The organism is Bradyrhizobium sp. LB11.1 (assembly GCF_040549385.1).
GTDB lineage: Bacteria > Pseudomonadota > Alphaproteobacteria > Rhizobiales > Xanthobacteraceae > Bradyrhizobium.
In genome coordinates this window covers 76996-103271 of sequence record NZ_JBEPTH010000012.1, presented here as the reverse complement: position 1 = coordinate 103271, position 26276 = coordinate 76996, and the positions used below count along the sequence as shown (strand labels likewise).

Annotated in this window: 23 protein-coding genes; 12 read left to right on the top strand and 11 right to left on the bottom strand. The window is 63.5% G+C overall.

The genetic code is table 11. From position 1 onward, the window contains the following. Positions 1-3: 3 nt before the first annotated feature. Both ABIA96_RS27325 and ABIA96_RS27320 read right to left on the bottom strand, forming a co-directional pair. Complete coding sequence (locus ABIA96_RS27325; protein ID WP_354140140.1) at positions 4-3408, bottom strand: acyl-[ACP]--phospholipid O-acyltransferase; 3405 nt, start codon at positions 3406-3408, stop codon at positions 4-6. A 360-nt stretch (positions 3409-3768) separates the two neighbouring features. Then, positions 3769-4035, bottom strand: a complete 267-nt coding sequence (locus tag ABIA96_RS27320) for a hypothetical protein (RefSeq protein ID WP_354140250.1) — start codon at positions 4033-4035, stop codon at positions 3769-3771. Positions 4036-4086: 51 nt separating this feature from the next. On the opposite strand from ABIA96_RS27320, the gene ABIA96_RS27315 reads away from it, so the two are divergent. Beyond that, on the top strand, positions 4087-4707 hold the full coding sequence (locus ABIA96_RS27315; protein WP_354140249.1) for a TetR/AcrR family transcriptional regulator: 621 nt from the start codon (positions 4087-4089) through the stop codon (positions 4705-4707). 9 nt (positions 4708-4716) lie between these two features. Here the strand turns inward: ABIA96_RS27315 and ABIA96_RS27310 are convergent, their stop codons facing one another. From ABIA96_RS27310 to ABIA96_RS27290, 5 genes are all read right to left on the bottom strand, one after another. Next, a complete protein-coding gene (locus tag ABIA96_RS27310) occupies positions 4717-6021 on the bottom strand; it encodes a GGDEF domain-containing protein (RefSeq protein WP_354140139.1) in 1305 nt (434 codons plus the stop codon). 244 nt (positions 6022-6265) lie between these two features. Continuing rightward, the gene (gene pncB, locus ABIA96_RS27305) at positions 6266-7570 is read right to left on the bottom strand and encodes a nicotinate phosphoribosyltransferase (protein WP_354140138.1); all 1305 of its coding nucleotides are present in this window, start codon (positions 7568-7570) and stop codon (positions 6266-6268) included. An 87-nt stretch (positions 7571-7657) separates the two neighbouring features. Next, positions 7658-7876: a hypothetical protein gene (locus tag ABIA96_RS27300; RefSeq protein WP_354140137.1), complete on the bottom strand. Its 219-nt coding sequence runs from the start codon at positions 7874-7876 to the stop codon at positions 7658-7660. A gap of 164 nt (positions 7877-8040) precedes the next feature. Continuing rightward, positions 8041-8430 carry a nuclear transport factor 2 family protein gene (locus ABIA96_RS27295; protein ID WP_354140136.1) on the bottom strand — a complete coding sequence of 130 codons (390 nt, stop codon included), beginning with the start codon at positions 8428-8430 and terminating at the stop codon, positions 8041-8043. A gap of 40 nt (positions 8431-8470) precedes the next feature. Further along, positions 8471-9184, bottom strand: a complete 714-nt coding sequence (locus ABIA96_RS27290; protein ID WP_354140135.1) for a DJ-1/PfpI family protein — start codon at positions 9182-9184, stop codon at positions 8471-8473. 123 nt (positions 9185-9307) lie between these two features. On the opposite strand from ABIA96_RS27290, the gene ABIA96_RS27285 reads away from it, so the two are divergent. Continuing rightward, positions 9308-10258 (top strand): GlxA family transcriptional regulator, encoded by a 951-nt coding sequence (locus ABIA96_RS27285; protein ID WP_502918854.1) that lies wholly within the window; start codon positions 9308-9310, stop codon positions 10256-10258. A gap of 14 nt (positions 10259-10272) precedes the next feature. On the opposite strand, the gene ABIA96_RS27280 is transcribed toward ABIA96_RS27285, so the two are convergent. Beyond that, a complete protein-coding gene (locus ABIA96_RS27280; protein WP_354140133.1) occupies positions 10273-11175 on the bottom strand; it encodes a helix-turn-helix domain-containing protein in 903 nt (300 codons plus the stop codon). 49 nt (positions 11176-11224) lie between these two features. Here ABIA96_RS27280 and pobA point away from each other — a divergent pair, with 49 nt between their 5' ends. Then, entirely contained in the window at positions 11225-12397 is a 1173-nt protein-coding gene (gene pobA, locus ABIA96_RS27275; RefSeq protein ID WP_354140132.1) for a 4-hydroxybenzoate 3-monooxygenase, read from the top strand. A gap of 6 nt (positions 12398-12403) precedes the next feature. Here the strand turns inward: pobA and ABIA96_RS27270 are convergent, their stop codons facing one another. The 3 genes from ABIA96_RS27270 to ABIA96_RS27260 all read right to left on the bottom strand — a co-directional run bounded on the left by ABIA96_RS27270 (position 12404) and on the right by ABIA96_RS27260 (position 16570). Next, positions 12404-14554, bottom strand: a complete 2151-nt coding sequence (locus ABIA96_RS27270) for a CHASE2 domain-containing protein (RefSeq protein WP_354140131.1) — start codon at positions 14552-14554, stop codon at positions 12404-12406. A gap of 19 nt (positions 14555-14573) precedes the next feature. Continuing rightward, entirely contained in the window at positions 14574-15242 is a 669-nt protein-coding gene (locus ABIA96_RS27265; RefSeq protein ID WP_354140130.1) for a hypothetical protein, read from the bottom strand. 242 nt (positions 15243-15484) lie between these two features. Then, positions 15485-16570 (bottom strand): HD domain-containing phosphohydrolase, encoded by a 1086-nt coding sequence (locus tag ABIA96_RS27260; protein WP_354140129.1) that lies wholly within the window; start codon positions 16568-16570, stop codon positions 15485-15487. A 287-nt stretch (positions 16571-16857) separates the two neighbouring features. On the opposite strand from ABIA96_RS27260, the gene ABIA96_RS27255 reads away from it, so the two are divergent. The 9 genes from ABIA96_RS27255 (at position 16858) to ABIA96_RS27215 (ending at position 26272) form a co-directional block, all read left to right on the top strand. After that, positions 16858-17181: an STAS domain-containing protein gene (locus ABIA96_RS27255; protein WP_354140128.1), complete on the top strand. Its 324-nt coding sequence runs from the start codon at positions 16858-16860 to the stop codon at positions 17179-17181. Next, positions 17181-17546 carry a response regulator gene (locus ABIA96_RS27250; RefSeq protein ID WP_354140127.1) on the top strand — a complete coding sequence of 122 codons (366 nt, stop codon included), beginning with the start codon at positions 17181-17183 and terminating at the stop codon, positions 17544-17546. The genes ABIA96_RS27255 and ABIA96_RS27250 overlap by 1 nt, the downstream gene beginning before the upstream one ends. After that, positions 17543-19612 (top strand): chemotaxis protein CheA, encoded by a 2070-nt coding sequence (locus ABIA96_RS27245; protein ID WP_354140126.1) that lies wholly within the window; start codon positions 17543-17545, stop codon positions 19610-19612. Before ABIA96_RS27250 ends, ABIA96_RS27245 begins: the two co-directional genes overlap by 4 nt. Next, complete coding sequence (locus ABIA96_RS27240) at positions 19612-20073, top strand: chemotaxis protein CheW (protein WP_354140125.1); 462 nt, start codon at positions 19612-19614, stop codon at positions 20071-20073. The genes ABIA96_RS27245 and ABIA96_RS27240 overlap by 1 nt, the downstream gene beginning before the upstream one ends. Positions 20074-20110: 37 nt before the next feature. Further along, entirely contained in the window at positions 20111-21808 is a 1698-nt protein-coding gene (locus ABIA96_RS27235; protein WP_354140124.1) for a methyl-accepting chemotaxis protein, read from the top strand. A gap of 31 nt (positions 21809-21839) precedes the next feature. Then, entirely contained in the window at positions 21840-22310 is a 471-nt protein-coding gene (locus tag ABIA96_RS27230; RefSeq protein WP_354140123.1) for a chemotaxis protein CheW, read from the top strand. A 61-nt stretch (positions 22311-22371) separates the two neighbouring features. Next, entirely contained in the window at positions 22372-24171 is a 1800-nt protein-coding gene (locus ABIA96_RS27225; protein WP_354140122.1) for a methyl-accepting chemotaxis protein, read from the top strand. Positions 24172-24308: 137 nt separating this feature from the next. Next, positions 24309-25163 (top strand): CheR family methyltransferase, encoded by an 855-nt coding sequence (locus tag ABIA96_RS27220; RefSeq protein WP_354140121.1) that lies wholly within the window; start codon positions 24309-24311, stop codon positions 25161-25163. Positions 25164-25180: 17 nt separating this feature from the next. Further along, positions 25181-26272 carry a protein-glutamate methylesterase/protein-glutamine glutaminase gene (locus ABIA96_RS27215; protein ID WP_354140120.1) on the top strand — a complete coding sequence of 364 codons (1092 nt, stop codon included), beginning with the start codon at positions 25181-25183 and terminating at the stop codon, positions 26270-26272. Positions 26273-26276 lie beyond the last annotated feature (4 nt).

The window sequence follows — 26276 nt, the reverse complement described above, 5'->3', positions numbered from 1 at the left end:
ACGTCACGCAACTTCCCGCTCCGATGCCGTCGCCTGCTCGCGGGCCATCGTCGTCGCCGTGACATAGTCGGTCTTTCCGGTGCCGAGCAGCGGCACCTTGTCGACGACCATGATTGCTGCGGGAACGGTCAGCTCGGACGCGCCGATTGTCTTGGCCTGGGCCTGCATCGCGCTGCGCTCGGCATTCTTCTGCGTCGTCAGCAGCACGATGCGCTCGCCCTTGCGTTGGTCGGGGATCGACACGGCGACCGATGCGGCCTGCGGCCACAGCGTCGTCGCGATGCTCTCGACCGCCGACAGCGAGACCATTTCGCCGGCGATCTTGGCAAAGCGCTTGGCGCGGCCCTTGATGGTGATGAAGCCGGCCGGGTCGATCGCGACGATGTCGCCGGTGTCGTGCCAGCCGTCGGCCAGCGGTTCGAGCACGCCGGGATTTTCGGCCCGGAGGTAGCCGAGCATCACGTTCGGTCCGCGCACCGAGAGGCGTCCGCCTTCCTCGATGCCGGGGACCGGATCGAGTTTACTTTCCATCAGCGGCGAGAGGCGGCCGACGGTGCCCGGGCGGTTGGCCATCGGTGTGTTCATCGCGAGCACCGGTGCCGTCTCGGTGACGCCATAACCTTCGAGAATGCGGATGCCGTAGCGCTCCATGAACACCTGCCGCGTCCGGTCCTTGACCGCCTCGGCGCCGGCGATCACCAGGCGCAGGGTGCGGAAGTCGTAGGCGTGCGCCGAACGTGCATAGCCGCTGAGAAATGTATCGGTGCCGAACAGGATCGTGGCGCCGGTCTGGTAGATCAGCTCGGGCACGATGCGATAGTGCAGCGGCGAGGGATACATGTAGATCGGAATGCCCGCGAGCATCGGCATCATCATTCCCCCGGTCAGGCCGAAGGAGTGGAACACCGGCAGCACGTTGAACACCTTGTCATTCGCGTTGGCATCGACCCGCGCCAGGGCCTGAGCGGCGTTGGCGAGGATGTTGCGGTGGGACAGCACGACGCCCTTGGGCGTGCCTTCCGACCCCGATGTGAACAGCACGACGGCCGGATCGTTCGCCTGGCGGCCGACGCGCGGCGCGGTGCCCGCGAGCAGACCCTTGATCTTGTCGGCCGCGCTGATCGAGGCGCGGACATCCTCAAGATAGACGATTTGCGCCTCGGCGGAGATCGCGGCCATCAGCTTGTCGAGCTTGCCTTTCTCGATGAAAGCTTTTGAGGTCAGCACGGTCTTGACTTGCGCCGCCTTTATGGCGGCGAGGACATTGACCGGGCCGGCGGAAAAGTTGAGCATCGCCGGGACCCGGCCGATGCTTTGCAGCGCCATGAAGACGACGGCGACGCCCGCGGAGTTTGGCAGCAGCACGCCGACATTTTCGCCGGCGGCCGTGCCGGTTTCGAGCTTGCGGCTCAGTACCTGCGCGCCGAGGATCAGCTTGCGATAGGTCAGCTTGGTGCCAAGCGCGTCCTCGACGATGACCTTGCCGGTGTCGCGGTCGCGATAGGCGTGTCCAAGCGCTTCGAACAGCGTGTGGTCGAGCATGGCGTTCTTGACCATCGCATCGATCATCACGTCCTGGAGCGCGGCGCCCGCGGCATTGCGGCGCGCCTTGCCTTTCAGGGCCGGATCGACCGGCAGCCTGACCGGCGGCAGGATCGTGACCGTCACCCGTGGAAACCAGGAGCGCTTGATCTGGCTGCTGTTGAGGTAGCTGAGATGGGAGCGCTGCGCGCCCTCGATGCGAACCGGCACGACCACGGCGTCGGCCTTGTCGGCAATCATCGCGGTGCCGTCATAGACCTTCATCAGCGAGCCGGAGACGGTGATGCGTCCCTCCGGGAAGATCACAACCGGCTCGCCGGCCGCGACGAGCTTGATCAGGTCGCGTGCGGCCAGCGGCTTGCTCGGGTCCATGGTGTAGTGCTTGACCACGCGCAGGAACGGCTTGGCCCACCAGGCCTTTGAGATGCCGGTATCGACCGCGAAGCTCGCGTCGATCGGCAGCACGGCGTGCAGCAGCGGGCCGTCGATCAGGCTGACATGATTGGGCGCGATCAACATGCGCGTGCCTGACGGTGGCAGGTTCTCGAGCCCGCGCACTTCGGTGCGGAACAGGGCGCGGAACAGCAGTCCGCCGAAATCGCGCACGCCTTCCTTGCCCCATTTCGTCAGCACGAACCACACCGCACCAAAACTGGCGACACCGAGGCCGAGGAAGATCCAGCCGACGTGGAGCCCAGCGGCCTGCAATACCGCGACGAACAGCGAGCCCAGCACCATGAAGGCGGCCTGCAGCACGTTGCCGGCGGCGATGATGCGGGCGCGCTCGTTCGGAGCCGACCAGGCCTGCACCGCGGCGAAGGACGGAACGACGAACAAGCCGCCGCCGAATGCGAAGACGACGAAGTCGACCAGCATGCGCAGACCCGCGAATGAGGTAGCGAAATCAACCGCCGCGATGTCATCGCCCTTGACCGTGACGCCGATGGCCCAGGCAAGGTCGATGCCGGCAAATCCCATCATGATGGCGCCGATCGGCACCAGCGCGAGGTTCGGGCGAACGTGGCTCAGGCTGGCCGCAAACAGCGAGCCGATGGCAATGCCGATCGCGAAGACCGCCAGACACAGCGTCACCACGCCTTCGCTGCCACCGACGACGTCCTTGACCAGCGCCGGCAGCAGCGACAGCACGATCGCGCCGACCAGCCAGAACCAGGAGACGATCACAGTGCCGTCCCACAGCCGGTGATTTGCGTACAGCGTCTTCAACAGGCAGAGCGTCGATGTCCAGGGATTGGCATCGACAGGCAGATCAGGCGCGGAGGGCGTTGTTTGCGGAATGCGGGAGGCAAAAGCCCACGACAACAGGGCCAGCACGACCACGGCGGATGAGACCCAGCCCATATGGGCGGAGCCGGCCACGAACTGGCCGCCGGCGACGGTGCCGAGCAGGATGGCCATGAAGGTCGCGCCTTCGACCAGCGCGTTGCCGGTCGCGAGCTCTCCGAGCCCGAGCTGGTCCGGCAGCATGGAATACTTTACGGGGCCGAACAGGGCGGCGATGATGCCGAACAGCGCAAGCGCCGTGAACAGCAACGGCACCGAGTGCAGGAAGAAGCCGGCGGCTGCGAAGGCCGCCGCGAAAATCTCGGCAAACTTCAATCGCCTTGCGACGACCGATTTGACGTATTTGTCGGCGAGCTGGCCGCCGAGCCCGGACAGGATGAAATAGGGGAAGATGAAGACGGCGCCTGCGACCGTCACCAGCGCGTCACCATGGCCGGTCGCGGCGCTGTAAAGCAGGATGATGACGAGTGCGTTCTTGAGCACGTTGTCATTGAGCGCCGAGAAGAATTGCGCCCAGAACAGCGGCGCAAAGCGGCGTGACGACATCAAATCCCTGATCATGACGAGTCCTGTTTTGGAAAGGCAGCTTGAGGTTGATACGTTGTAGGTCAAACGTCACGACCGGAAGGGTGTTGGAGGAACGATTGCAGGGTGACGACGGTCATCGGCCTGCTCTGTCCCCTCGGTCCCTCCGATCCTGTTGGTCTCCAAGTGGTCTCGTCAGGTTCGCAAATATCCGGTCGCGGCCGCAGTTTCGGGCAGAAATGCCGCGCCTGCGGGGATATTGCCCTGGCGGATAAGCAAACGCTGAACGGCATCTCTGACAGTCGGGGAGCCGGCCGGGAATGTCCGGGCATAGTAAGCCCTTTGTTGCGGTCGGTCCTCGCATTCGAGTGGACTCGCATGCGCATCGGCTTCGCCTCAGGTGAGGTGCGCAAGATGGCGAAAGGGGTTTAAGCGGCCGAACAGGCTGAAGCGGCGGCGCTCGCGGCCGGCACGGGCGCGGCTGGTCCGCCACATCCGGAAGGTCGCGCGGCGCTCGGCGAGTACGCCGGCAGTGTCGCAGGCATTTGCGATCCGGTCGATCGGGGCCATGACGAACTGCAGCAGGGCGCGGCCCAAGCCGCTCAAGAGGGCCGCGGCGTCGTCGACGAAGGTAGAGGCGATATCAACAGCGAGGGTTTGCATTTTGCAGGTCTCCAGGTTAAATTGAACAATGTTCATGTGAGTAACTTTAGAATGAACAATGTTCAAGAAGAATCGCTGCGGGACAGGAAAAAAAATCGACGGCGTCTCCAGATCCTGGAGATCGCCCGCAGCATTATCGCGACTAAAGGATTGAGATCATTGAAGGTTCGCGACGTGGCGGACGCCGTCGGCTGCGCGGTCGGCAGCGTCTATAACGAATTCGGCGACTTCGACGGGGTGATCTTGACGGTCAACCGGGAGACGGTTCAGGCACTGACGATGCGGTTGGGCGGCGTTCCGGCGGGGAATCCGGTCCGCCAGCTTTACGGACTTGCCGAGACCTATCTCGAATTCTTCGGCGAAAACGCCAATCTGTTGCGCTCGCTGTTCGAGCATCGGATGGAGGACGACCGTCCTTATCCCGACGATATTCTTCAGATGGTGATGGACGCCTTCGCGTTGATGCATCCGCCTCTGGTCCGTGTGCTACCGGATGCGGATGACGTGAAGATCGCACTGCTGTCGCGTACGTTGTTTTCCGCGGTACACGGGATCATCTCGCTCGGTCTTGAAGAGCGCATGGTCGCCGTGCCGCCGCAGATGCTGCGACAGCAGGTCACGCAATTCCTGGACGCGCATCTGCTGGGGCTCGGGATCCTGCCCGCTCGATAATGACGACCGTCATGCGCGCGCAGCCTCCCGCCGCGTCGCGACGAGAACGACGTCCGGTTTTCCGTTGTCGACCTGAACCCGGTTGCGCCCCTTCTCCTTGGCGTAATAGCAGGCGGCATCGGCCCGGCGCATCGCCTCTTCAAGCGTGGTGTTGGCGTCGGCAATGCAGGCAACGCCGATGCTGGCGGTCACCGCAAAGCAGCGATCATCCCAGGCGAAGTTGAAAATCTCGAGTGATCGCCGCAGCCGTTCGGCGATGTCGACGGCGTCGTAAGGCGCACATTGCGGCAGGATCAGCCCGAACTCGTCACCGCCGAGTCGTGCGACCAGATCATGCGACCGCCGGTCCTGCTGCAGCAGGCGCGCGACCTGACATAGCAGCCGATCACCGCCGAGATGGCCGAAATTGTCGTTGACGCTCTTGAACTGGTCGAGGTCGAGCAGGATCAGGCCGAGCGAATTTTCACCGCGACGATCGAGCTCGCTCTGCAGGCGCGCTTCGAAGGCGCGCCGATTGGCAATCCCGGTCAGCCAGTCATGCGAGGCTTGAAAGGCGAGGCGCTCCTTCTCGGCATGCAGCGCATCCTCGAACGCCTGCCGCTGCAGCACCAGTCGCCGCGTGTGCCAGGTCAGGAGCAGAATCAAGGTCGCGGCGGTGGCGATGTTGAGGTATGTCAGCGTCAGCTTGATGGCGCGGGAGCCTTCGCCCAGCACAGTCGAGAACCGCTCGGCATGCCCTGTGAACTGCCTGTTCAACTCCGAGAGCCGCGACGACAGGAATTGCAGACGGTCGCTATCCCCAATGGGACCGTCTTTTAGTTCACTCTTGATGACTTCACCGAAGACGCTGAGCTCCAGCAGCATCGGATCAGTGGCAGTCCACTCCCGGATCGCTTCGCGGAGGAAGCTGACCTGGTTGAAATAGCGGAACAGCCAGATCAGGTCGGGGACGTCATCGGGATGGTTGCCGCCTTGCAGGAAGCCGATGCGCGCGAGCTCGACGTCGACCGGATCTCGCTCGAGCGCCCATCTCGCATATTCGTCGCCGATCGGGACGGCGAGCGAGGTCTGGTATTGCCCGAACCGGCTAGCGTTGCCTGAATGCAGATAGAGATTGAGGAAGTAGACGGCGTTCTTCTGCGAGCGCGACCACATCGCCTCGCCCGCGACATAGGCGCGAACCGATGACATCACCTCCAAGCTGAATCCCGCGATCGTCGCCTGAAGCACGACGACCATGATGAAAGGCGAGACGAGCTTGATTACGTGAAGGAAGCTGCGTTCCTTCGCCAACGTTGCTGTTCTGCGAAACACTCTGCGTTCCCCAAATCACTCAGCGACCCCAGCTGAGCGTCGGCTGATAACGCGAACCAGGCGGGATCGCTGCTAGCTCGACCTGAAAAAGTCGAGAGACCGTCTTGCAGGGTGAAAGCGTCGTGAAGCGGATGCGCGCAGATCGCTGCAAATGTTACGCAGCCGGAACCGGCGCAGCATCGGTGCGCCGATCCATCGAATCCGGCCTTCGCGATTGACTCGGTTGAGAGAATTCGGTCCGGGTCTAGACCAACACCGGCTGACGCACGCGGCCGGCATCGCCGAACACGCGCAAATAGCGCTCGATCTCCGAAGGCATGCCGGTCGCCTTCTCTGGATTGTCGGAGAGCTTGACGGCCGGGCGTCCGTCGACCGACGACACCTTGCAGACCAGCGAGATCGGATCGAGATTGAACGAGCCGTCTGGTGGGCAGCCGACGAAATCATTGGTAAGGTTGGTGCCCCAGCCGAACGAGAGCCGTACGCGGCCGGCGAAGTGGTGATGAGTCTCCTCGATCGAGCCGACATCCATCGCGTCGGAAAACACGAGCAGCTTGTCCCTGGGATTGCGGCCCTTCTTCTCCCACCAGGCGACGATCTCTTCGCCGGCCTGGATCGGCGGCGCGCTGTCGGGGCGGAATCCGGTCCAATCGGCCACCCATTCCGGCGCATCGCGCAGGAAGGCCTTCGTACCGAACGCGTCCGGCAACGCGATCAGCAGATTGCCGCCATAAGTCTGACGCCACTGGTCGAGAATGCGATAGGGCGCCCAGCGCAACTCCTCGTCGTCCTTGGCGAGCGCCGCTGCGACCATCGGCAGCTCGTGCGCATTGGTGCCGATGGCTTCGAGATCGTTGTCCATCGCGAGCAGCACGTTGGAGGTGCCGATGAAGGACGAGCCCAGCCCTTCCTTCACCGCCTCCACGCACCAGCGCTGCCACAGAAAGCCGTGGCGGCGGCGGGTGCCGAAGTCGGAGAGCCATAAATTGTCCAGCTTGCGCAGCCGCTCGACCTTGGTCCACAGCTTGGCCTTGGCGCGGGCATAGAGCACGTCGAGCTCGAAGCGGGCACGGCCCTTCATCGCGGAGCGCGAGCGTAGTTCGTTGAGGATGGCGAGCGCTGGAATCTCCCACATCGTGGTGTGGGTCCAGGGACCGTGGAAATGCAGTTCGTATTGACCCTCGACTTTGCGCAGCTCGTATTCGGGAAGGCGGAATTCGGCGAGCCAGCGGATGAAGTCCGCCGAGAACATGTGGGTCTTGCCATAGAATGTGTTGCCGGCGAGCCAGATCAATTCCTTCTTGGTGAAGCGAATGGTGCGGGCGTGATCGAGCTGGGCGCGCAGCTCGCCCTCGTCGATGATCTCGGCAAGGCGCACATGGCGCGAGCGATTGATGACTGAGAAAGTCACCCGCTGATCCGGATACGATTCCCGAATCATTTGTAACATCAAGAGCTTGTAGAAATCGGTATCGAGCAGGCTGCGGATGATGGGATCCAGCCGCCAGCTGTGATTGTAGGTTCGGCTCGCAATATCGGTCACTGTCATGGCCGAATTCTAGCGTGACTGCCCGCGCGCAACCAGTGGATTTGACGAGGGGCAGGTCACCTCGGCGGCAGCCAACAAGCACTATCGTTACCGGCGCTGAAACAACTCCTTGGTCCACCGCAGCGGCGCGGTCACCCGCCAGGAGGTCGAGCTTTGGACCGCCGCCAGTTGGGCCCGCGCCTGATCCCGCTCCGACATGACCTTGTAACGATCGGCCAGGGCGGAATCCCGCCCCCCAGTGACCCAGTCGCGCATGGCCGCGTCCTCGCGCCACAGGCCGAACCGGCGCGCGATCACCTGACGCAAATCGGCATCGAGCCGTTCGCGCGTTGCGCGCGGATTTGTCGATGGACGCTGATCATTACGCGCAGCGAGCGTGCCAGTGTTCTTCGGCGTCTGATTGATCCCATCCTGAATGAAGCGGCCCCGTCCGATGATGGGGCCGTTTCTGTTGTCTCGATCCAGGGTAGCTAGAAGCCGGTCGGTCCCACCGCGCCGACCCAGTGCTTGACCTTGGTGAGATCTTTCTCGTCCATATAGAAGAAGTGGACCATCGTCGGTCTCACGGCTGCGATGTTGGGGTCGTCGAAGCGCATCGCGACCTTGCCGTGGAAGACCTTGAGCCCGGGACTATCCCAGAACTCGACGACGTCGTGGAGCGCCGTAAAGCCGCGGTCGATGAATTGCCGCAGATTGCTGCGGATCGCCTCGCGGCCGTGCCAGTCGGCGACGCCGAGATTGCAGATCGCATCTTCGGCGAAGCAGTCGAAACCCTTGCCAAAGGTCTTGTCGTCGATCTCCTTCCACATCGCGAGAAGCCAGTCCGGCGGTGCGGTCTTGGTGAAGGTCTTTGTGGTCATGGTCTCTCCTTTGCGTTGGTCGAGTGTGAGGTCTGGCGAACTAGCCGTTTGGGGTGGCGATCCCGAGCCTCGCGGCCACCCGTCGGGCGGTCGCGTCCCGCTTCGCCGTAATGTCGGCCACGGCACGTTTCGCCTCCTCGAGGATGGCGCGGGGTGCACGCTCCGGCGTACCGCTGTCGAACGGCGGCTCCGGCGCATACTGCATGTAGAGCTGGATCGCGCGCGCGACGTCGTCACCGCGGAGCTCCGCCGCGAGCCGCAAGGCTCCGTCGATTCCGGCGGTGACGCCGGCGGCAAAGATCCAGTTGCCCTCGACGACGACACGTTCGTTGACGGGAGTGGCGCCAAACAATGGTAGCAGGTGAAACGAAGCCCAATGGGTCGTCGCCCGCCGTCCGCGCAAGAGTCCTGCTGCGCCGAGGAGCAGAGCGCCCGTGCAGACCGAAAAGACACTGCGTGCGCCGGTTGCCTGCCGATCGATCCAGGCGAGAACCTCCTCGTCCTCCATCACGCCTTCCTGGCCGAAACCACCCGGCACATGAAGCACATCGAGCCGGGGTGCCGAGGCAAGCGTCGCATCAGGCGTCAGCCGCAAGCCCCTGACGTCGCGAACGGGGGCGGTCGTTTTAGCGTAGACGCGGTAGGTCGCGTTGGGAATGCGCGACAGCACCTCGAAGGGGCCGGTGAGATCGATCTGATCGAGGTCATCGAAAAGCAGGGATCCGATTTGCAGGTGGGTCTCGTGCGCGATCATGGGCTGCTCTCAATTCGACTGGACAGCGGCAACATAACCGGGCACGCTTTGGCGCAAATGCCAAAGACCCCTCGGTTCTCGCCAGGTTCCGTTTCGCGCGCTACGCGCAGTTCCGCGCGCGTGATCGAAGTGCTGGCTTACCCATCGGTGCAACTGCTCGACGTCACCGGGCCGCTCCAGGTGTTCGCGACCGCCAACGAGCAGATCGTGGAAGCGGGTGGAACGCCGCCTTATGCGCTTCGCGTGGTGGCGAAAGATCGCGCGCGTGTGACGGCGTCCTCAGGATTGGAGATTGCAACGGAGCCGCTGCCCGGCGCCGGTAGCGGACTGGACACGTTGGTGGTTGCGGGAGGTCCGGGCGTCGATGTCGCCGCTTCCGATCCGGTGCTGCTGAGCTGGCTGCGGCAGCGCGTGAAGAAGGCGCGGCGCGTGGCGTCGGTCTGCACCGGCGCATTCCTGCTCGGTGCATCCGGCACGCTCGACCGACGGCGTGCGGTGACGCATTGGTCGTATTGCGCCGAGCTCGCGCGGCGCTTTCCCGCCGTGCGCGTCGAGCCCGATCCGATCTTCGTGCGCGACGGCACAATCTGGACTTCGGCAGGCGTAACGGCCGGCATCGACCTGGCGCTAGCCCTGGTGGAGGAAGATCTCGGCCGCACCACGGCGCTCGCGGTGGCGCGCTATCTCGTCGTCTTCCTCAAGCGGCCGGGCGGGCAGGCACAGTTTAGCGAGGCGCTGTCGCTGCAATCGGCTGAGGATGAATTCGGTGCGCTGCATCAATGGATCAGCAAGCACCTCGCCGGCGATCTCTCCCTGTCCAGACTGGCACGCGAAGCCGGCATGAGCGAACGCAGTTTCAGCCGCCATTATGCCAAGGCGACCGGACTGACGCCGCTTCGAGCTATCGAGCGGTTGCGGGTGGAGGCTGCGCGACGGATGCTGTCGGAGACGCGTCTGCCGGTGAAGCGGATATCCCAGCGCTGCGGCTTCGGGTCGGAGGAGACCATGCGCCGTAGTTTCCTGCGCGTGCTTGCCACCGCACCGCAGGACTATCGCCGCCGGTTCGGTTCGTGAGCCCAATCAGCTTGCTAGTCGCCGCCATGAAGCTGCGCACGAAAGTCGCGCGGTGACAGCCCTGTGGCTGCGGCGTAGACCCGACTAAAATAGGCGGGATCCTCGAAGCCGAGCGCGTAGGCGATCGTCGAAACCGGCAGATTTGTATAGACGAGGTTGCGGCGCGCCTCGCGGATCAGCCGGTTCAGGATCAGGTGCGAGGCGGTGTCGCCCGTCGCCGCGCGCGTGACGCGGTTGAGATGGGTCGGCGTGATCGCCAGCGCGTTGGCGTAGTCCGCAACGGTCCAGCGCTCCAGATGATACTGTTCGAGCAAGGTTTCGAAGCGGCGGAACAGATTTGATTCAGAGCTGCTGCTGGTGCCGCTCTCGCCTGTAAGCGCTCGTGCCACGAGGCCGATCATGGCGGCCGACAACGCGCGCAGCACATGCGCGCGGCCGAAATCGCGCGCGGCGTGCTCGGCAAAGATCTGCTTCATCGTCGCGCGGATCTGCGGCGTGCCGCGAACGACTGCCGATCGGGACAGCACGCCGCGCAGGCCCTCGGCGGCGAGCAATGCCTCGTCCAGGATTTCCGCGGCGATGGTCAGCACCCAGCCCTGGGTGTCGGGCAGGAAGCGGAAGCCGTGGACGTGCCCGACCGGCACATTGACGGTCTGCATTGGCTTGAGCGGCACCACGCGCCCGTCGAGCGTCGCTTCGCCGCCGCCGTGCTCGATCAGCAGCACCTGGTGCAGCCTTGCATGGCGGTGCACCGCGAGCGTCCAGTTGTGTAGCACCGAACGGGACGCAATCGTCTCGCAGTGGACGACGTCCGGCAGGTCGCCGGCTTCGCCGAACAGATTATAGACCCGGATGGTCGGGGCGGAGGCTGCGGTTTTCATGTTCGAATAGTACAAGACAATGGCAAATCCCTCCATCGGTCCGCGACGAAAAATCTGAAAAAAGTGCGGACGGGAGGACAGAAAAATGAAAGTTCAGGTTTGCATCATCGGCGGAGGACCGTCCGGGCTGCTGCTGTCCCAGCTCCTGCACCTGAAGGGCATCGACACCATCGTGCTGGAGAAATACAGCCGCGACCACGTGCTGGCGCGCATCCGTGCGGGGGTGCTCGAGCACGGCTTTGCAAAACTGATGCGCGAGGCGCAATGCGGCGAGCGGATGGATCGCGAAGGCGAGATCCATCACGGGTTTGATATCGCCCATGACGGCGTGCTCTCCCACATCGATCTGCACAAGCATTCCGGCGGCAATTCGGTGCTGGTCTACGGTCAGACCGAGCTGACGCGCGACCTCTACGAGGCGCGCGACCGTCTCGGCGGCAAGGTCGTGCACAATGCCGAGGACGTGACACCGCATGATCTGACCTCCGACCGGCCCTGTGTGACATATCGATCGAACGGCGAGACGATCCGGGTTGATTGCGACTACATCGTCGGCGCCGACGGCTTTCATGGCGTCAGCCGCAGATCGATCCCGAAAGACGTGCTGCGCGAATATGAAAAGGTCTATCCGTTCGGCTGGCTCGGCGTGTTGTCGCGCACCAGGCCGGTGTCGCCGGAGCTGATCTACGCGAAGCACGAGCGCGGCTTTGCGCTGTGCTCGCTGCGTTCGCAAGTGCTAAGCCGCTATTACGTCCAGGTGCCGCTCACGGAAAAGGTCGAGCGTTGGTCGGACGATGCGTTCTGGATCGAACTGAAGCGCCGCCTGCCAGGCGAGGTCTCCGATCGCCTCATCACCGGCCCCTCGATCGAGAAGAGCATTGCGCCTCTGCGCAGCTTCGTCGCCGAGCCGATGAGTTATGGCCGCTTGTATCTCGCCGGCGATGCCGCCCACATCGTGCCGCCGACCGGCGCACGCGGGCTGAACAGTGCGGCCTCCGACATCTACTATCTGTACCACGCGATGCTCGCGCACTATCGGGATGGCGACGATTCCGGACTAAAGGGCTATTCTGCGAAGGCACTGGCCCGGATCTGGAAGGCGCAGCGATTCTCGTGGTGGATGACGATGATGCTGCACCATTTTCCGGATCGTTCCGAATACGAAGACCGGCTTCAGCGGACCGAGCTGGAGTATCTGCTGTCGTCCGAAACCGCGCAGCGGTTGCTCGCGGAGAATTATGTGGGGCTGCCGTTCTAGGAACGGTTACTTCCCCTCCAGCGTATTCACCGGTGTCCAGTCCGCCGGCGGTGGATTGGACGCCAATGCTCGGGCACGCTTGGCGAAATATCGGCACGGCGGATCGTCGACTGCGGCGCTTTCGAACAGCTCGGCCGCTTTGGCAAAGTCGCGCGCCCGCCAGTACGCAAGTCCCTCGGCGTAAGTCGCCGCGCGGTTGCTTTGCTCCTGCGTCTCCTTGTTCATGTCGGCGAGCGGCTCGTACACCCTGATCGGCTTGTCGCGTCCCTGCACCTTGACCGTGTCCAGCTCGCGCCAGGTATAGGCGCTACGGCTCTGGTTCACGGTCATCTCGGACGCCATGATCACGGTGCCAAAATACTTGTTGGCGCCCTCGAGACGCGAGGCGAGGTTCACGGTGTCGCTCATGACGGTGTAGTTGAAGCGCCGGCGCGAGCCGATATTGCCGACGACGGCTTCGCCGCTGTTTAACCCGATGCGCTGGGCGAGGCCGCGGCCGCGGAATGCGGGATGGCTGTCGTTGAGCTCTTCGAGCCGGTCGCGGCATTGCAACGCGGCGGCGACCGCGTTGCGTGCATGATCGGGATCGTCGGCCGGCGCGCCGAACATCGCGACGACGGAATCGCCGATATATTTGTCGACATAGCCGCCATGGCTTTCGATGATGTCGGTCATGGCGGAGAGATAGTCGTTCATCAACGCGACCAGCTCGCTTGGCGTCATCTTCTCGGCGATCGAGGAGAAGCCGCTGAGGTCCGAGAAAAACATGGTGATGTTGCGCATCTCGCCGCCAAGCACCGGCATTTTACCGGAAGCGACCATGCCGTCGATTACCTCGGGCGCGAGATAGAACGCAAAGCTCTTGCGCAGGAAGCGCTCCTCACGGTCGGCGATCACGAAGCGGTAGCCGATCATTAGCGCGAGCGCTGCGAGGCTCGCAAGCACGGGCTCGGCCAGGGGCAGCGCGAGGGCATGCGCGAACATGCTGACGGCGACAGCAGAGTAGGAGACGGTAAGCCCGAGCCAGGTGATCGCCGCGCCGGTCGGAGCGAGGAAGCAGGCGGCGGCGGCAATGATCGCCGCGAACACGATTGTCAGGATCGTCCGCTGTGGGAAGCCGAGTTCGGTGATGGCATCGTGCTCGATTAGATTTCGCACAACGGTGGCGTGGACGAAGACGCCGGCGACCGCACTGCGAGCTTGTTGCGCGATGCTCGCAGGCGCGGGAAGGGCGCATCGCGACCCCGGTGTTCCGTCATATCCTCCGGCCAGGCGCATTGAAGTGAGCTTGCGGTCATCGAAATTGAGGATGCTGCCGAGCAACACGACCTTGCCGTCGAAGGCGCGGTGGAAGAACTCGGTGTCTCCCTTTTCGACGCAGGCGCGCAAATCGGCGAAAGAATAGGTGGGGACGTCGCGGCCCATGCCGCGGAAGTTGAGCGTGAGCGTGTTGGGAACCGCGCTCGGGATCGCGTAGCCGGATAAATTCGTCGTCCCGGTCGGCCCGGTCTCGGGCTTTGCGCCGAGCGCGCGCGCGGCGAGTTCGACGGCCATTGCGGCCACCGGCTGACCTGTGATGGAAAAGCTCAGCGGCATTCGCCGGATGACGTCGTCGGCGTCGGTATGGACGTTGAGCGCGCGGATGTTGTTTTTCACGGCCAGTTGCTGCGCGCGATCTGGTCTGTCCGGATGGTCGTTGCTGAGAATTTCGCCGAGCACGAGCTCGCCGCTGTCGGAGAGCTTCCGCAGGGCGATGAGATAGTCCCGATCGAAGCCTTTCATACGGCTGCCGAGCGGGGCGTCGCCAAAGGGAATCGCCGACTGCTCGATCGAGTTCTTGAAGATGACGTCGAATCCGATGACTTTGGCGCCGCCCTCGGTGATGCTGCCGAGCACCCGGCCGATCTCGCGCGTCCACGTCTGGGTCGGCGATCCCTTGAAGGGCGGTGTATCGTAGGTCTCGCCGTCAATCGCCACGACGACAATCGGCGATGATGCGGGATCGCGGCGGTCCCCGATGAGTGTCCAGCGCAGCGCGGTGAGAATGTCGAGCGAGAGACCTTGCAGGTTCTGCAGCGGCGGAGACGTAAAAGCCGCGCCCGTAATGATCGCAATCACGATAGCCGCAACGATGTCCCGCCTGCCGATCCGCCGCATCGCTGCTGTCGCGGGCCGTCTATTCGAGCCGGAGCAGACGGCCGACGATCGGCGTCGGCGACGCGGTCGCACTGGCGTCGACCTGGAAGGCGTAGCGCTTGGTGCCGAGCTTCGCGAGATAGCTGCCGCCGGGCGTTAGCGACTTGCCGGCTTTCGAAAGGTCATAGAATTTTCTGGCGACCATGATGTCGCTCTTGAGCGGAAGGGTGATCGTGGGCTCCTTGCCGTCGGTGCGTTCGATCACCAGCGTGCTGCCGCTCTTGGCCTGAATCAGCGGCGCGACACCGTAGATCGTCGGCAGCTTGGCAGGCGCGCTGTTGGCGTCGGCTCGCATGCTGCGGAACGTGGTTGCCGCGCTCTGGTGGGCCTCGCGCTCGGAGAGCTGCACGGCGTTGGCGTCGCAGGGCACTTTGACGCGCTCGACGTTGCCGAGTTGCACGGTGCTCTGCTCCGCGCCGACCAGCACGACGCCTTCGGTGATGGTCTCGCGCAGGCAGGATTTGAGATAGCTGAGCGTGACGCCAGCCTTGGGCCCGAGCTTGATGATCTTGCCGGGCGCCACATAGTCCATGAATTCGATGCCGTCGACCTTGCCCTGCACGTCCTCGACGATGGCGGCGGGCGTCTCGGCAATGGCGGGAGCCGCGAGGCAAAACACGCCGGCGATGGCGCCGATCAGGCTTCTCATGATTTTTTCATCCAGTTCGAACGGTACCCGACTGATCCACGTCCCGGCGGGAGCCTAGCAGGGGATCGCCCAGGCAAGTGTGATCAGAATCACTCTTGGTATTGGTGCATCCCGACAGGAACAGGTTCAAACCTGTGATGGCAGAAAACGGTGCCGCGGCAAACCGTTACTGTCAACGCGATGTCAGACCGCCCCGGCGGCTTCACCGGCGCGATCCAGGTCCGGACGGCTCCAGGTCGCCTCTAGTATAATATAAAGGGTGCGAGGGCGGCCTCGGATTGCTGCGACGGCGTCGCAGTCTGCCCGGCGGCGATCCCCACCACCTCACCCCAGCGCGATAGAAAAGCCTCGACGCAGGCGGGGTCGAACTGCCGTCCCTGGTGCTCGACCAGATAGTCGCGCGCCACATCGAGGGGCATCGGCTCTTTATATGGGCGCCGCGTCGTCAGGGCGTCGAAGACGTCGGCGACCGCGACCACGCGCGCGGCAACCGGGATCTCGTCCGCTCTAAGGCCGTTCGGATAGCCGGCGCCGTCCCAGCGCTCGTGGTGACCTGCTGCAATTTGCGCACCGAGCTGGATCAGCTCGCAACTGGAGTCGGCCAGAATCTTCTCGCCGATCGTGGCGTGGGTACGGATCACCGCCATCTCATCGTCGGTCAGGCGGCCCGGCTTGAGAAGGATGTTGTCAGGAATGGCGACCTTGCCGACGTCGTGCAATGGGGCGGCGAGATAGATGTCGCGGCAGACCCTCGCGGGAAGGCCGAGCTGCTCGGCGATGATCCGGCTGTAGCGGGCGACCCGCAGCGTGTGCTCGCCGGTGTCGTTGTCGCGGTATTCGACCGCGAGCGCGAGCCGCAGGATGATTTCCTCCTCGCGCTCGCCGAGCTTGCGTGTTGCGGCCGCGACTTCGCTGGCCAGATGCGCGGCGCGGTCGTTGAGCTTGCGTACGGCTGCACCAAGCTGAATTAAATTCCGCAGCCGCACCGTCATCTCGACGCTTTGCGGCGCCTTGGGCAGGAAATCGGTTGCACCTGCCTGCAGCGCTTCCATTTTGATGTCGTCGGTCTGCCGCGATGTGATCATCGCGATCGGGATGTCGGTGAAGCCCGGCAGCGTGCGAAGCGTGCGGATGAAGCTGATGCCGTCCATGTGCGGCATCTCGTAGTCGACCAGCACAAGATCGAAGACGCGCTGGCGTGCGCAAGCCAACGCCTCGACGGGATCGAGGAAGGTGGTGGCCTCGACGAGGCCTTCCGCTTCAATATGACGTTTCAGGAAATTGAGGACAGAGCGGCTGTCGTCAACCAGAAGCGCTTGCGTCAGCATCGGCGGCCGGACTCGTTCGGATAGCGAGGCATGATCTCAAGGAATAGCCCGTGCGATTTAACGCGGAGCAAACATCCATGCTGCGGCAAACTGCCTCAACGTTGCGCCCAGCGCATGCGATTTGAGCGGGCCATGCACGCTTGCATGCCCACGCGAAGTTTTGGGGATTGTGACCCGTAGTTGTACGGGGAGGCCCATTAGGAGTTTGCATACTCTCCTACGCGAATAGTTGTCGTGCGGGATTCGCGCGATGCGTGCAGTGAATCCTGAGGAAATTTGGGGGACGAATGTCGTCTGATGTCACTGAGCCGAAGTGGTCCCTACGGCTGCCTGCAGATTGCAGCATTGCTGCGATCCGCAGTGTCTACGACCTGATCCGCGAAGCGTTCGGCCGGCAGGACCGGCTCGAGATCGATTGTTCCAGCGTCGACAAGGCCGACGTGACCTCGATTCAGCTTCTGCTGTCAGCCGCCAAGACCGGCGATGCCCAAGGCCGCCCGGTGGTGCTGACCTCATTCTCCCAATCTCTGCGCAACACCCTTCGCCGTGCAGGCTTCGCCAGCGACGCGATGATCGATCAGCACTTCCCGCTAAAGAAGGATGGCGTCTAATGGCCACGGTCCTGACCGTCGACGATTCGCCCAGCATCCGGCAGATGATCAAGGTCGTGCTCGAGCCGGCCGGTCACAGCGTGATCGAGGCCGGTGACGGCGCGCAAGGCCTCGCCAAGGCGCAGGCCGGCAAGCTCGACCTCGTCATCACCGACCTCAATATGCCTGTCATGAACGGGCTGGAGTTGATCAAGGCGCTGCGCAAGCTGCCGAGCGCGGTCGGTATGCCCATCGTGTTCCTGACCACCGAATCCAACGACGCGGTGAAGCAGGAAGCCAAGAGCGCCGGCGCCACCGGCTGGATCACGAAGCCGTTCAAGCCCGAGCAGTTGCTCACCGTCGTCGCAAAGCTGGTGCGCGCATGAACGCGATGGACCCGACCGAGGTCTTTCGCCAGGAAGCCAGCGAGCTGTTCGAGGTCCTTGAAGGGGCCTTGCTCGATCTCGGCCTGCGTCCCGACGACCGCGAGCTGGTCGATTCCGCCTTTCGTGCCCTGCACACCATCAAGGGTTCGGGCGCGATGTTCGGCTTCGACAAGGTCGCCTCCTTCACCCACGAATTTGAAACCGCCTTCGACCGCGTCCGCAAGGGCGAGATCAAGCCGACCCAGGAGCTGATCTCGGTCGCGCTCGCCGCCAAGGACTATATCCGCGCCCTGATCGAGGATCCGCAGTCGACCGACGATATCATCGGCGAAGCCATCCTCGACGACCTCAAGCGCTTTGTGTCGTCGGATCAGCCTGTCGCGGCCGCCGCCGAGATCGTTACAGCGCCGCCGCTGGCCCCTGTCGAGAGCAAGCAGGCCGGCTGGCACCTTTACCTGGAATTCGAATCCCACATCCTGCGCAACGGCTCGAATCCGCTCGATCTGCTGGAAGATCTCTGCAAGCTCGGTCCCTGCTTCGTCGTACCTGTGACCGACGGCATCCCGTTCCTCGACGAGATGGATCCGGAAGACTGCTATCTGAAGTGGGACGTCAAGCTGCACGCGGCCTGCGACAAGGCCGCGATCGACGACGTCTTCATGTTCGTCTCGGACGAGATGAAGCTGACGCTCTCGCCGCTGGAGCAAGTCGAGGCGCCCGCACCGGCGCCGCTGTTCCTTCTCCTCGACGAGGAGCCGGTCGCCGAAATGCCCGCGCCGGTGGCCGAGACTGACCCGGTGTCCGTCGCCGCGCAGCCCACCGCAAAGGCGGCGCCAAAACCTGAAGCCAAGCCTGAACCGAAGGCCGAAGCCAAGCGCGACGATCGCGGCATCGCTACCGTCCGCGTCCAGGCCGAGCGCCTCGACGAGCTGATGGACCGCGTCGGCGAGCTCGTGATCGCCCAGGCGCGGCTGACCCAGCTCGCAGCCTCCGGCTCCGATCTTTCGATCAAGATCATTGCCGAGGAAATCGAGCGCCTCGCTTCCTCCTTGCGCGACACCACGATGGGCGCGCGCATGGTGCCGATCGGCTCGCTGTTCGGCCGCTTCCGCCGCCTGATCCATGACCTGTCGCGGGACTTGTCGAAGCCGGTCGAATTCATCACCACGGGCGAGGATACCGAACTCGACAAGACCATGATCGAGTGCCTGGCCGACCCGTTGGTACACCTGATCCGCAACGCCATCGACCACGGCATCGAGGACACCGCAACCCGCACCGCCAATGGCAAGACCGAGCAGGGCCGCATCGAGCTCGCCGCCGTCCATTCCGGCGCGCAGGTGCTCGTCACCGTGAAGGACAATGGCGGCGGTCTCAACACCGCGCGCATCCGCGCCAAAGCCGAAGAGCAGGGACTTATCGCGGCCGGTGCCGTGCTGTCCGATCACGAGATCCACCAGTTCCTGTTCCATCCGGGCTTCTCGACCGCACAGACCATTTCGGCGCTGTCCGGCCGTGGCGTCGGCATGGACGTGGTCAAGCGCACCATCGAGAACATGCGCGGCTCGATCGACCTGTCGACCAGGCAGGGCGAGGGCACCACGGTGACGCTGCGCCTGCCGCTGACGCTCGCAATCATCGAGGGTCTTCTGATCCGCGTCGGCGAGGGCCGCTACATCATTCCCCTGTCGGCCGTGGAGGAATGCATTGAGCTGACGGTCGAGGACGAGCGCTCCCGCGGCCGCAACTTCCTCAACGTGCGCGGCAACCTCGTACCCTTCCTGCGTCTGCGCGAGATCATGTCGTCGTCGGGTATGCCTGATCGGCATCAGAAGACGATCATTATTTCGACCGGTGAGACCCACGTCGGCCTCGTCGCCGACCAGATCATCGGCAACCACCAGACCGTGATCAAGTCGCTGTCCAAGCTCCATTCGGACGTCACGATCTTCTCAGGCGCGACCATCCTGGGGGACGGCACGGCGGCGCTGATCCTCGACGTCGCGCAGCTTGTCGCGCTGGCGCAGTCGAAGGTCGAGAAGCAGCATATCAGCGAGGCGGCGTGATGACCGAAGGTTTGGCGGGTGAGCACCAGGCCGATGCGATGCAGGTCGTGATGATCGGGCTCGGCGAGGAGAAGTTCGCGCTCGACGCCGGCCTCGTGCGCGAGATCATCGATCCCGTGCCGGTGACCAGGGTGGCCGGCGCGCGGGCCTTCGTTCCCTCCGTGATCAATGTCCGCGGCAACGTCATTCCGCTCGCGGATTTGCGCATCCGTTTCGGCATGCCGCAGCCCGAGGACTCCGCGGATACGCGCATCGTCGTCATCGAGATCGAGCTCGACAACGAGCCGGTGCTGGTCGGCGTCACCGCCGACAAGGTCTATGAGGTCACCGAGATCTCGCAGACCGACGTGCAGCAGACGCCGCGTGTCGGCATGCACTGGAAGCCGGAGTTCATTCGCTTCATCGCGAAGTGGCGTGAAGAGTTCGTCATCGTTCCCAACATGGAACGCATTCTGAATTGAGAGCAAGTCTCGGGGCGAGACTGACTGGGGGCTGAAGATGAGATTTACGGTCAAGGCAAAGCTTGCCAGCGCGTTCGGCCTGGTCATCGTCCTGTCGATGGTTGCCGGCGGCGTCGCCTACATGAAGCTCGGCGACATGATGGCGACGGCCGACAGCATGGTCCTGCGCGCCAAGCGCATGGAGAAGGCGACCGAAGTCGAGAAGGATATTCTCGTTCAGCTTCGCGCAGAAAAGAACGCCATCATCGGCAACGAGAGTGAGGTCGATCAGGCCGCCGCCGATGCCGCCAAGCGTCGCGAGTCGGCCTTGAAGACCAAGGACGAAGTCTATGCGCTGGCGAGCGAGGCCGGCAAGAAGCTGCTCGACGGCTTTGGCGTGGCCTACGCCAAAATGAATGTCTATCAGGAAGAGACGATCCGGCTCGCGAAGACCGACAAGGCCAAGGCAACCGACCGCTCGATGAACGAGGGGCGCAAGGTTGTGAACGAAGCGCTCGACTCCATGGGCGCTTATGTTGATAACACCAAGAAGCAAATGGCCGGCCAGGCCGTTCAGTCGAAGGAAGAGGGCCACCAGGCGCAGTTTCTGTTGCTGACGCTCCTCGGCGTCTCGCTGATGGTTGCGATCGCTGCAGCGTTGTGGATTTCGATCTCGATCAGCCGCTCGCTCGGCCGTGCAGTCGGTCTTGCCGGCGCCGTAGCCAATGGCGATCTCAACCAGACGATCCCCTCTGGCAGCAATGACGAGATCGGCGATCTCACCAAGTCGCTGAACGTCATGGTCGAAAAGCTTCGGCAGATCGTCGAGGAGGCCCTGACCGCTGCGCAGAACGTGTCCGCCGGCAGCCAGGAGCTCTCCGCAAGCGCCGAGCAGCTCTCGCAGGGCGCGACCGAGCAGGCTTCGTCCGCCGAGGAGGCTTCTTCTTCGATGGAAGAGATGGCCTCGAACGTGAAGCAGAACGCCGACAATGCCAACCAGACCGAGAAGATCGCGGCGCAGTCGGCCAAGGATGCGGAAGCCAGCGGCGTCGCCGTCGGCCGCGCCGTCCAGGCGATGCAGACCATCGCCGAGAAGATCACCATTGTGCAGGAGATTGCGCGTCAGACCGACCTGCTAGCCCTGAACGCTGCCGTCGAAGCCGCACGCGCCGGCGAGCATGGCAAGGGCTTTGCGGTGGTCGCCTCCGAAGTGCGCAAGCTTGCCGAGCGCAGTCAGGCTGCCGCGGCCGATATCGGCACGCTGTCGAGCGAGACGGTCAAGGTCGCCCAGGAAGCCGGCGACATGCTGTCCAAGCTCGTGCCCGACATCAAGAAGACCGCCGAACTGGTGCAGGAGATCACCGCAGCCTGCCGCGAGCAGGACGTCGGTTCCTCGCAGATCAACCAGGCGATCCAGCAGCTCGACAAGGTCGGCCAGCAAAACGCCAGTGCCTCCGAGCAGGTGTCCTCGACCTCGGAAGAACTGGCTTCCCAGGCCGAGCAGCTGCAGTCGACCATCTCGTTCTTCCGCATCGAGCAGGGCGGGCGTGGCCAGATCGCCGCGACCGCGCCGATCGACCGCGCCGTCACACAGCTCCGCGGCAAGGCGGGGCAGATGCAGGCCGCGGATCGTGGCGCGAAGAAGCCCGCGCCCGCTCGCAAGCCGGCGCGCGCAATGAAGGTCGCAAATGGCGGCGGCTTCGCTTTCGATATGCATGATGGCGAAGACGATCGCGACGCCGAATTTCAGCGCTGAACATCAGAACCAACTGACCCTGGACTGAGCAATGGCCGCAACCTCGCAATATCTGACGCTCGGGCTCGCCGGCGAGACGTTCGGCATCTCGATCCGCAACGTACGGGAAATTCTCGACATGCGGCCGATCTCGCGTCTGCCGCACGCGCCGAATTTTCTGCTCGGCATGATCGACGTACGCGGCGCCGGCTACCCGATCGTGGACCTCCGGACCAAGCTCGGCTTGCCGGCCGTGCCAACGACCGAGGCGACCCGCATCATCATCCTCGATGTGCCGATGAAGGACCGTCTGGTCGGCGTCGGCTTCGTCGCCGACTGCGTGTTCGAGGTGACCGACATCGACGAGCAGGCGATCGAGGCCATCCCCGAGGTGGGCGGCAAATGGCAGTCCGACTACGCCGCCGGCATAGGCCGCAAGGGCGAGAAATTCGTCGTCATCTTTGATCTCGCCAAGCTGATGGCGAATGATGAGCTACCGGGCGAAGCGCCTCGCGCCGCCTGAGTTTTACGAGAGTAAGCGTTTGCGTGCGTAAGCACCCGAAATTCGAACCAACGAGACTGAAATGAGATTTACCGTCAAAGCCAAGCTCGCGAGCGCGTTTGGCGTCGTCATCCTGCTGTCCATGATTGCCGGTGCTGTCGGCTTTCTCAAGCTCTCCGATATGGTCGGAACGGCGGAACATCTGGTCGCTCGTGCTGGCCGGATGGAAAAGGCCGCGGAACTCGAAAAGGGCATCCTGGCGCAGGTGCGCGCCGAGAAGAATGCGATCCTGGCCTCCGATGCGGAGTACGATCTTGATACCGCCGACCTCGCCAAGGTCCGCGAGTCCCTGCAGAAGTCGAAGGATGAGATCCATTCTGCTGCCAGCGAGAGCGGCAAGAAGATGATGGATGTCTTCGTCGCCGCCTACGCAAAGATGAATGCCTATCAGGACGAAACCGTCAGGCTGGCGAAGACGGACAAGGCCAAGTCGATGGATCGTTCCATGCATGACGGCCGTAAGGTGGTCGCCGACGCGATGGACGCCGCGAGCGCCTACGTCACTTATGTCAAGAAGGCGATGGCGGATGAAGCCGAGCAAGCGAGACAGGACGGTAACCGGGCGGAAATCATGCTGATCAGCCTCGTGCTCGCCTCGCTGCTGATCGCCGCGGTGGCCGCGACCTGGATTGCGCTCAATATCAGCCGCGGCCTCGCGAACGCCGTTGGCCTTGCCGACGCGGTCGCGATCGGCGACCTCAGCCAGAAGATCAATGCCTCCAGCAATGACGAGATCGGCGATCTCATCAAGTCGCTGAACGCGATGACGGTGAACCTCAATCAGACCGCGGCCCTTGCGAACCAGATCGCGCAGGGCGACCTCACCGTCGAAGCCAAGGCGCTGTCGGACAAGGATACGCTCGGCCTCGCGCTCGAACGCATGGTGGAAAAGCTCCGCCAGATCGTCTCCGAAGCCCTGACCGCGGCACAGAACGTCTCCGCCGGCAGCCAGGAGCTCTCTGCCAGCGCCGAGCAGCTTTCGCAGGGCGCGACCGAGCAGGCCTCGTCCGCCGAGGAAGCATCGTCGTCGATGGAAGAGATGGCTTCGAACGTGAAGCAGAACGCCGACAACGCCAACCAGACCGAGAAGATCGCGGCGCAGTCGGCCAAGGACGCCGAGGCCAGCGGTGCTGCGGTAGGTCGCGCCGTCAACGCGATGCAGACCATCGCCGAGAAGATCACCATCGTGCAGGAGATCGCACGCCAGACCGATCTGCTCGCGCTCAACGCGGCGGTCGAGGCCGCGCGCGCAGGCGAGCACGGCAAGGGTTTTGCGGTGGTTGCCTCCGAAGTGCGCAAGCTCGCCGAGCGCAGCCAGGCGGCTGCCGCCGAGATCGGCACGCTTTCGGCCGAGACCGTCAAGGTTGCGCAGGAAGCAGGCTCCATGCTGTCCAAGCTCGTTCCTGATATCAAGAAGACCGCAGAGCTCGTCGAAGAGATCACCGCGGCTTGCCGCGAGCAGGATGTCGGCTCGGCTCAGATCAACCAGGCGATCCAGCAGCTCGACAAGGTCGGCCAGCAGAATGCGAGCGCTTCGGAAGAAGTGTCTTCGACCTCCGAAGAGCTCGCCTCCCAGGCGGAGCAGCTTCAGTCGACGATCGCCTATTTCCGGATCGAGCATGGCGGAAAGAGCCATGCGCCGGCGCCGATCGACCGGGCCGTCAATCAGCTCCGCACCAAGGCTGCGACCATGGCGGCGGCCGAACGTCCCGCCAAGAAGCCGCAGGCCAAGCCGGCGCGCGCCATGAAGGCCGCGGGCGGCGGCTTTGCTTTCGACATGAACGACGGTGAGGATGATCGGGACGCCGATTTTCAGCGCTGAAAGTCTTCGGAGATACGTCCGTCCGTCTTTGGGCGGACCTGTTCTCTTCTGCTGTTCTGTGAACGCGTAGGACTCGAAATGGCCCGTTTGGCCCGATATTCATTGTATGCGGGCCTTCGGGGCCGGGGCTGGCGGCCGTGATGCACGCCATGCAGGATACGGCCGTGCATTTGTCGGACCGTCATTTCCGGACCATTGCCGAACTGATCGAAGGGCAGGTCGGCATCAAGCTGCCGCAGGGCAAGCGGCTGATGCTGGAGGGACGCCTGCACAAGCGCGTGCGCGCCCTGAATTTCTCCGACTTGAACGAATATGTCGACAACCTGTTCGAGGCCGGCCATTTCGACACCGAGCTGACGCATCTGATCGATGTGGTGACGACCAATAAGACTGACTTCTTCCGCGAGCCGCAGCATTTCACCTTCATGCGGGAGATCGCCGTCCCGGCGCTCCTAAAGTCGCACGGCCGCAAGAATGCGAACCTGAAGATCTGGAGCTCGGCGAGTTCCACCGGCATGGAGGCCTATACGACGGCCATGGTGCTGGACGATATGACGCGGAGCGGATCGCGGTTTCAGTACCGTATCCTAGGAACCGACATTTCGACCGCCGTGCTGCGCCTCGCCAAGACCGCGATCTACGCCCGCGACGTTCTGGCGCCGGTACCGGAGCCATTCCTGAAGAAATATTTCCTGTCTTCGCGCGACAGGTCGCGCGGTGAGGTGCGGGTGGTGCCGGAATTGCGGAGCATGACGCGTTTCATGCGGATGAACCTGATGGATCCGTCCTATCCCGTCGACCGGGACGTCGACATGATTTTCTGCCGCAATGTGCTCATCTATTTCGACAAGCCGACGCAGCGCAAGGTCGTCGAGCAGCTTTGCAGTCATCTACGGCCGGGAGGATATTTGCTGGTGGGGCATTCCGAGTCGATGATTCACAGTTCCATTCCAGGCCTGAAGCAAGTTCAGCCGACCATTTTTCAAGTCTGATTGGGAGCGCACTCAACATGCCGAGGGAGAAAGTTCGCGTACTGATCGTGGACGATTCGGCGTCGGTGCGCCAAATCCTTCAGACGATCCTCAACGACGATCCCGACATCGAGGTGATGGCGACGGCGTCCGACCCGTTCGTGGCGGCGCGGCGTCTCCAGGACGAAATCCCCGACGTCATGATCCTCGACATCGAGATGCCGCGCATGGACGGCATGACGTTCCTGCGCAAGATCATGGCGCAACGTCCGATCCCCGTGATCATCTGTTCTTCGCTGACGGAGGAAGGCTCGAACGTGATGTTCGAGGCATTCGAGGCCGGTGCCGTCGACATCGTGCCCAAGCCGAAGATTGACACCAGGCAGGCATTGCTCGAGTGCTCCACGCGGCTACGCGAATCCGTGAAGTCGGCGGCGCGCGCGCGCGTGCGACCGCGCACGGAGCGGCGGGTGATCGAGAAGAAGCTCACGGCCGACGCCATCATCCCGCCGCCGGTGCAGGGCAAGGTTCGGCCGACGACCGAACGCATCGTGTGCATCGGTGCATCGACGGGGGGAACGGAAGCGCTCAACGACGTCCTTGAGATGCTGCCGGCAAACTGTCCTCCCATTCTGATCGTTCAGCACATGCCGGCGGGTTTCACCGCTGCTTTCGCCAAGCGTCTCGACGGCGTCTGCAAGATCCGCGTCAAGGAGGCGGAGGACGGCGAGGCTGTGCTGCCGGGCTGGGCCTATATCGCGCCGGGCGCCCGCCACATGCTGCTCCAGCGCATCGGCCTGCGCTATCAGGCCGCGATCAAGGACGGCCCGCCGGTGTCGCGGCATCGCCCCTCGGTCGACGTGCTGTTTCGCTCGGCGGCCCAGCACGCCGGCGCCAACGCTCTCGGTGTCATCATGACGGGCATGGGCGATGACGGCGCGCGTGGCATGCTGGAGATGCGCAAGCTGGGCGCCTCGACCCGGGCGCAGGACGAGGAGAGCTGCGTGGTGTTCGGCATGCCCAAGGAAGCCATTGCCCATGGCGGGGTCGAGAAAGTGGTCTCGCTGAACCACATTCCGCGAGAGATCATGCAGTGGTATCAGGCCGGGCACGTGGCGGTTGCGGGTTGATCGC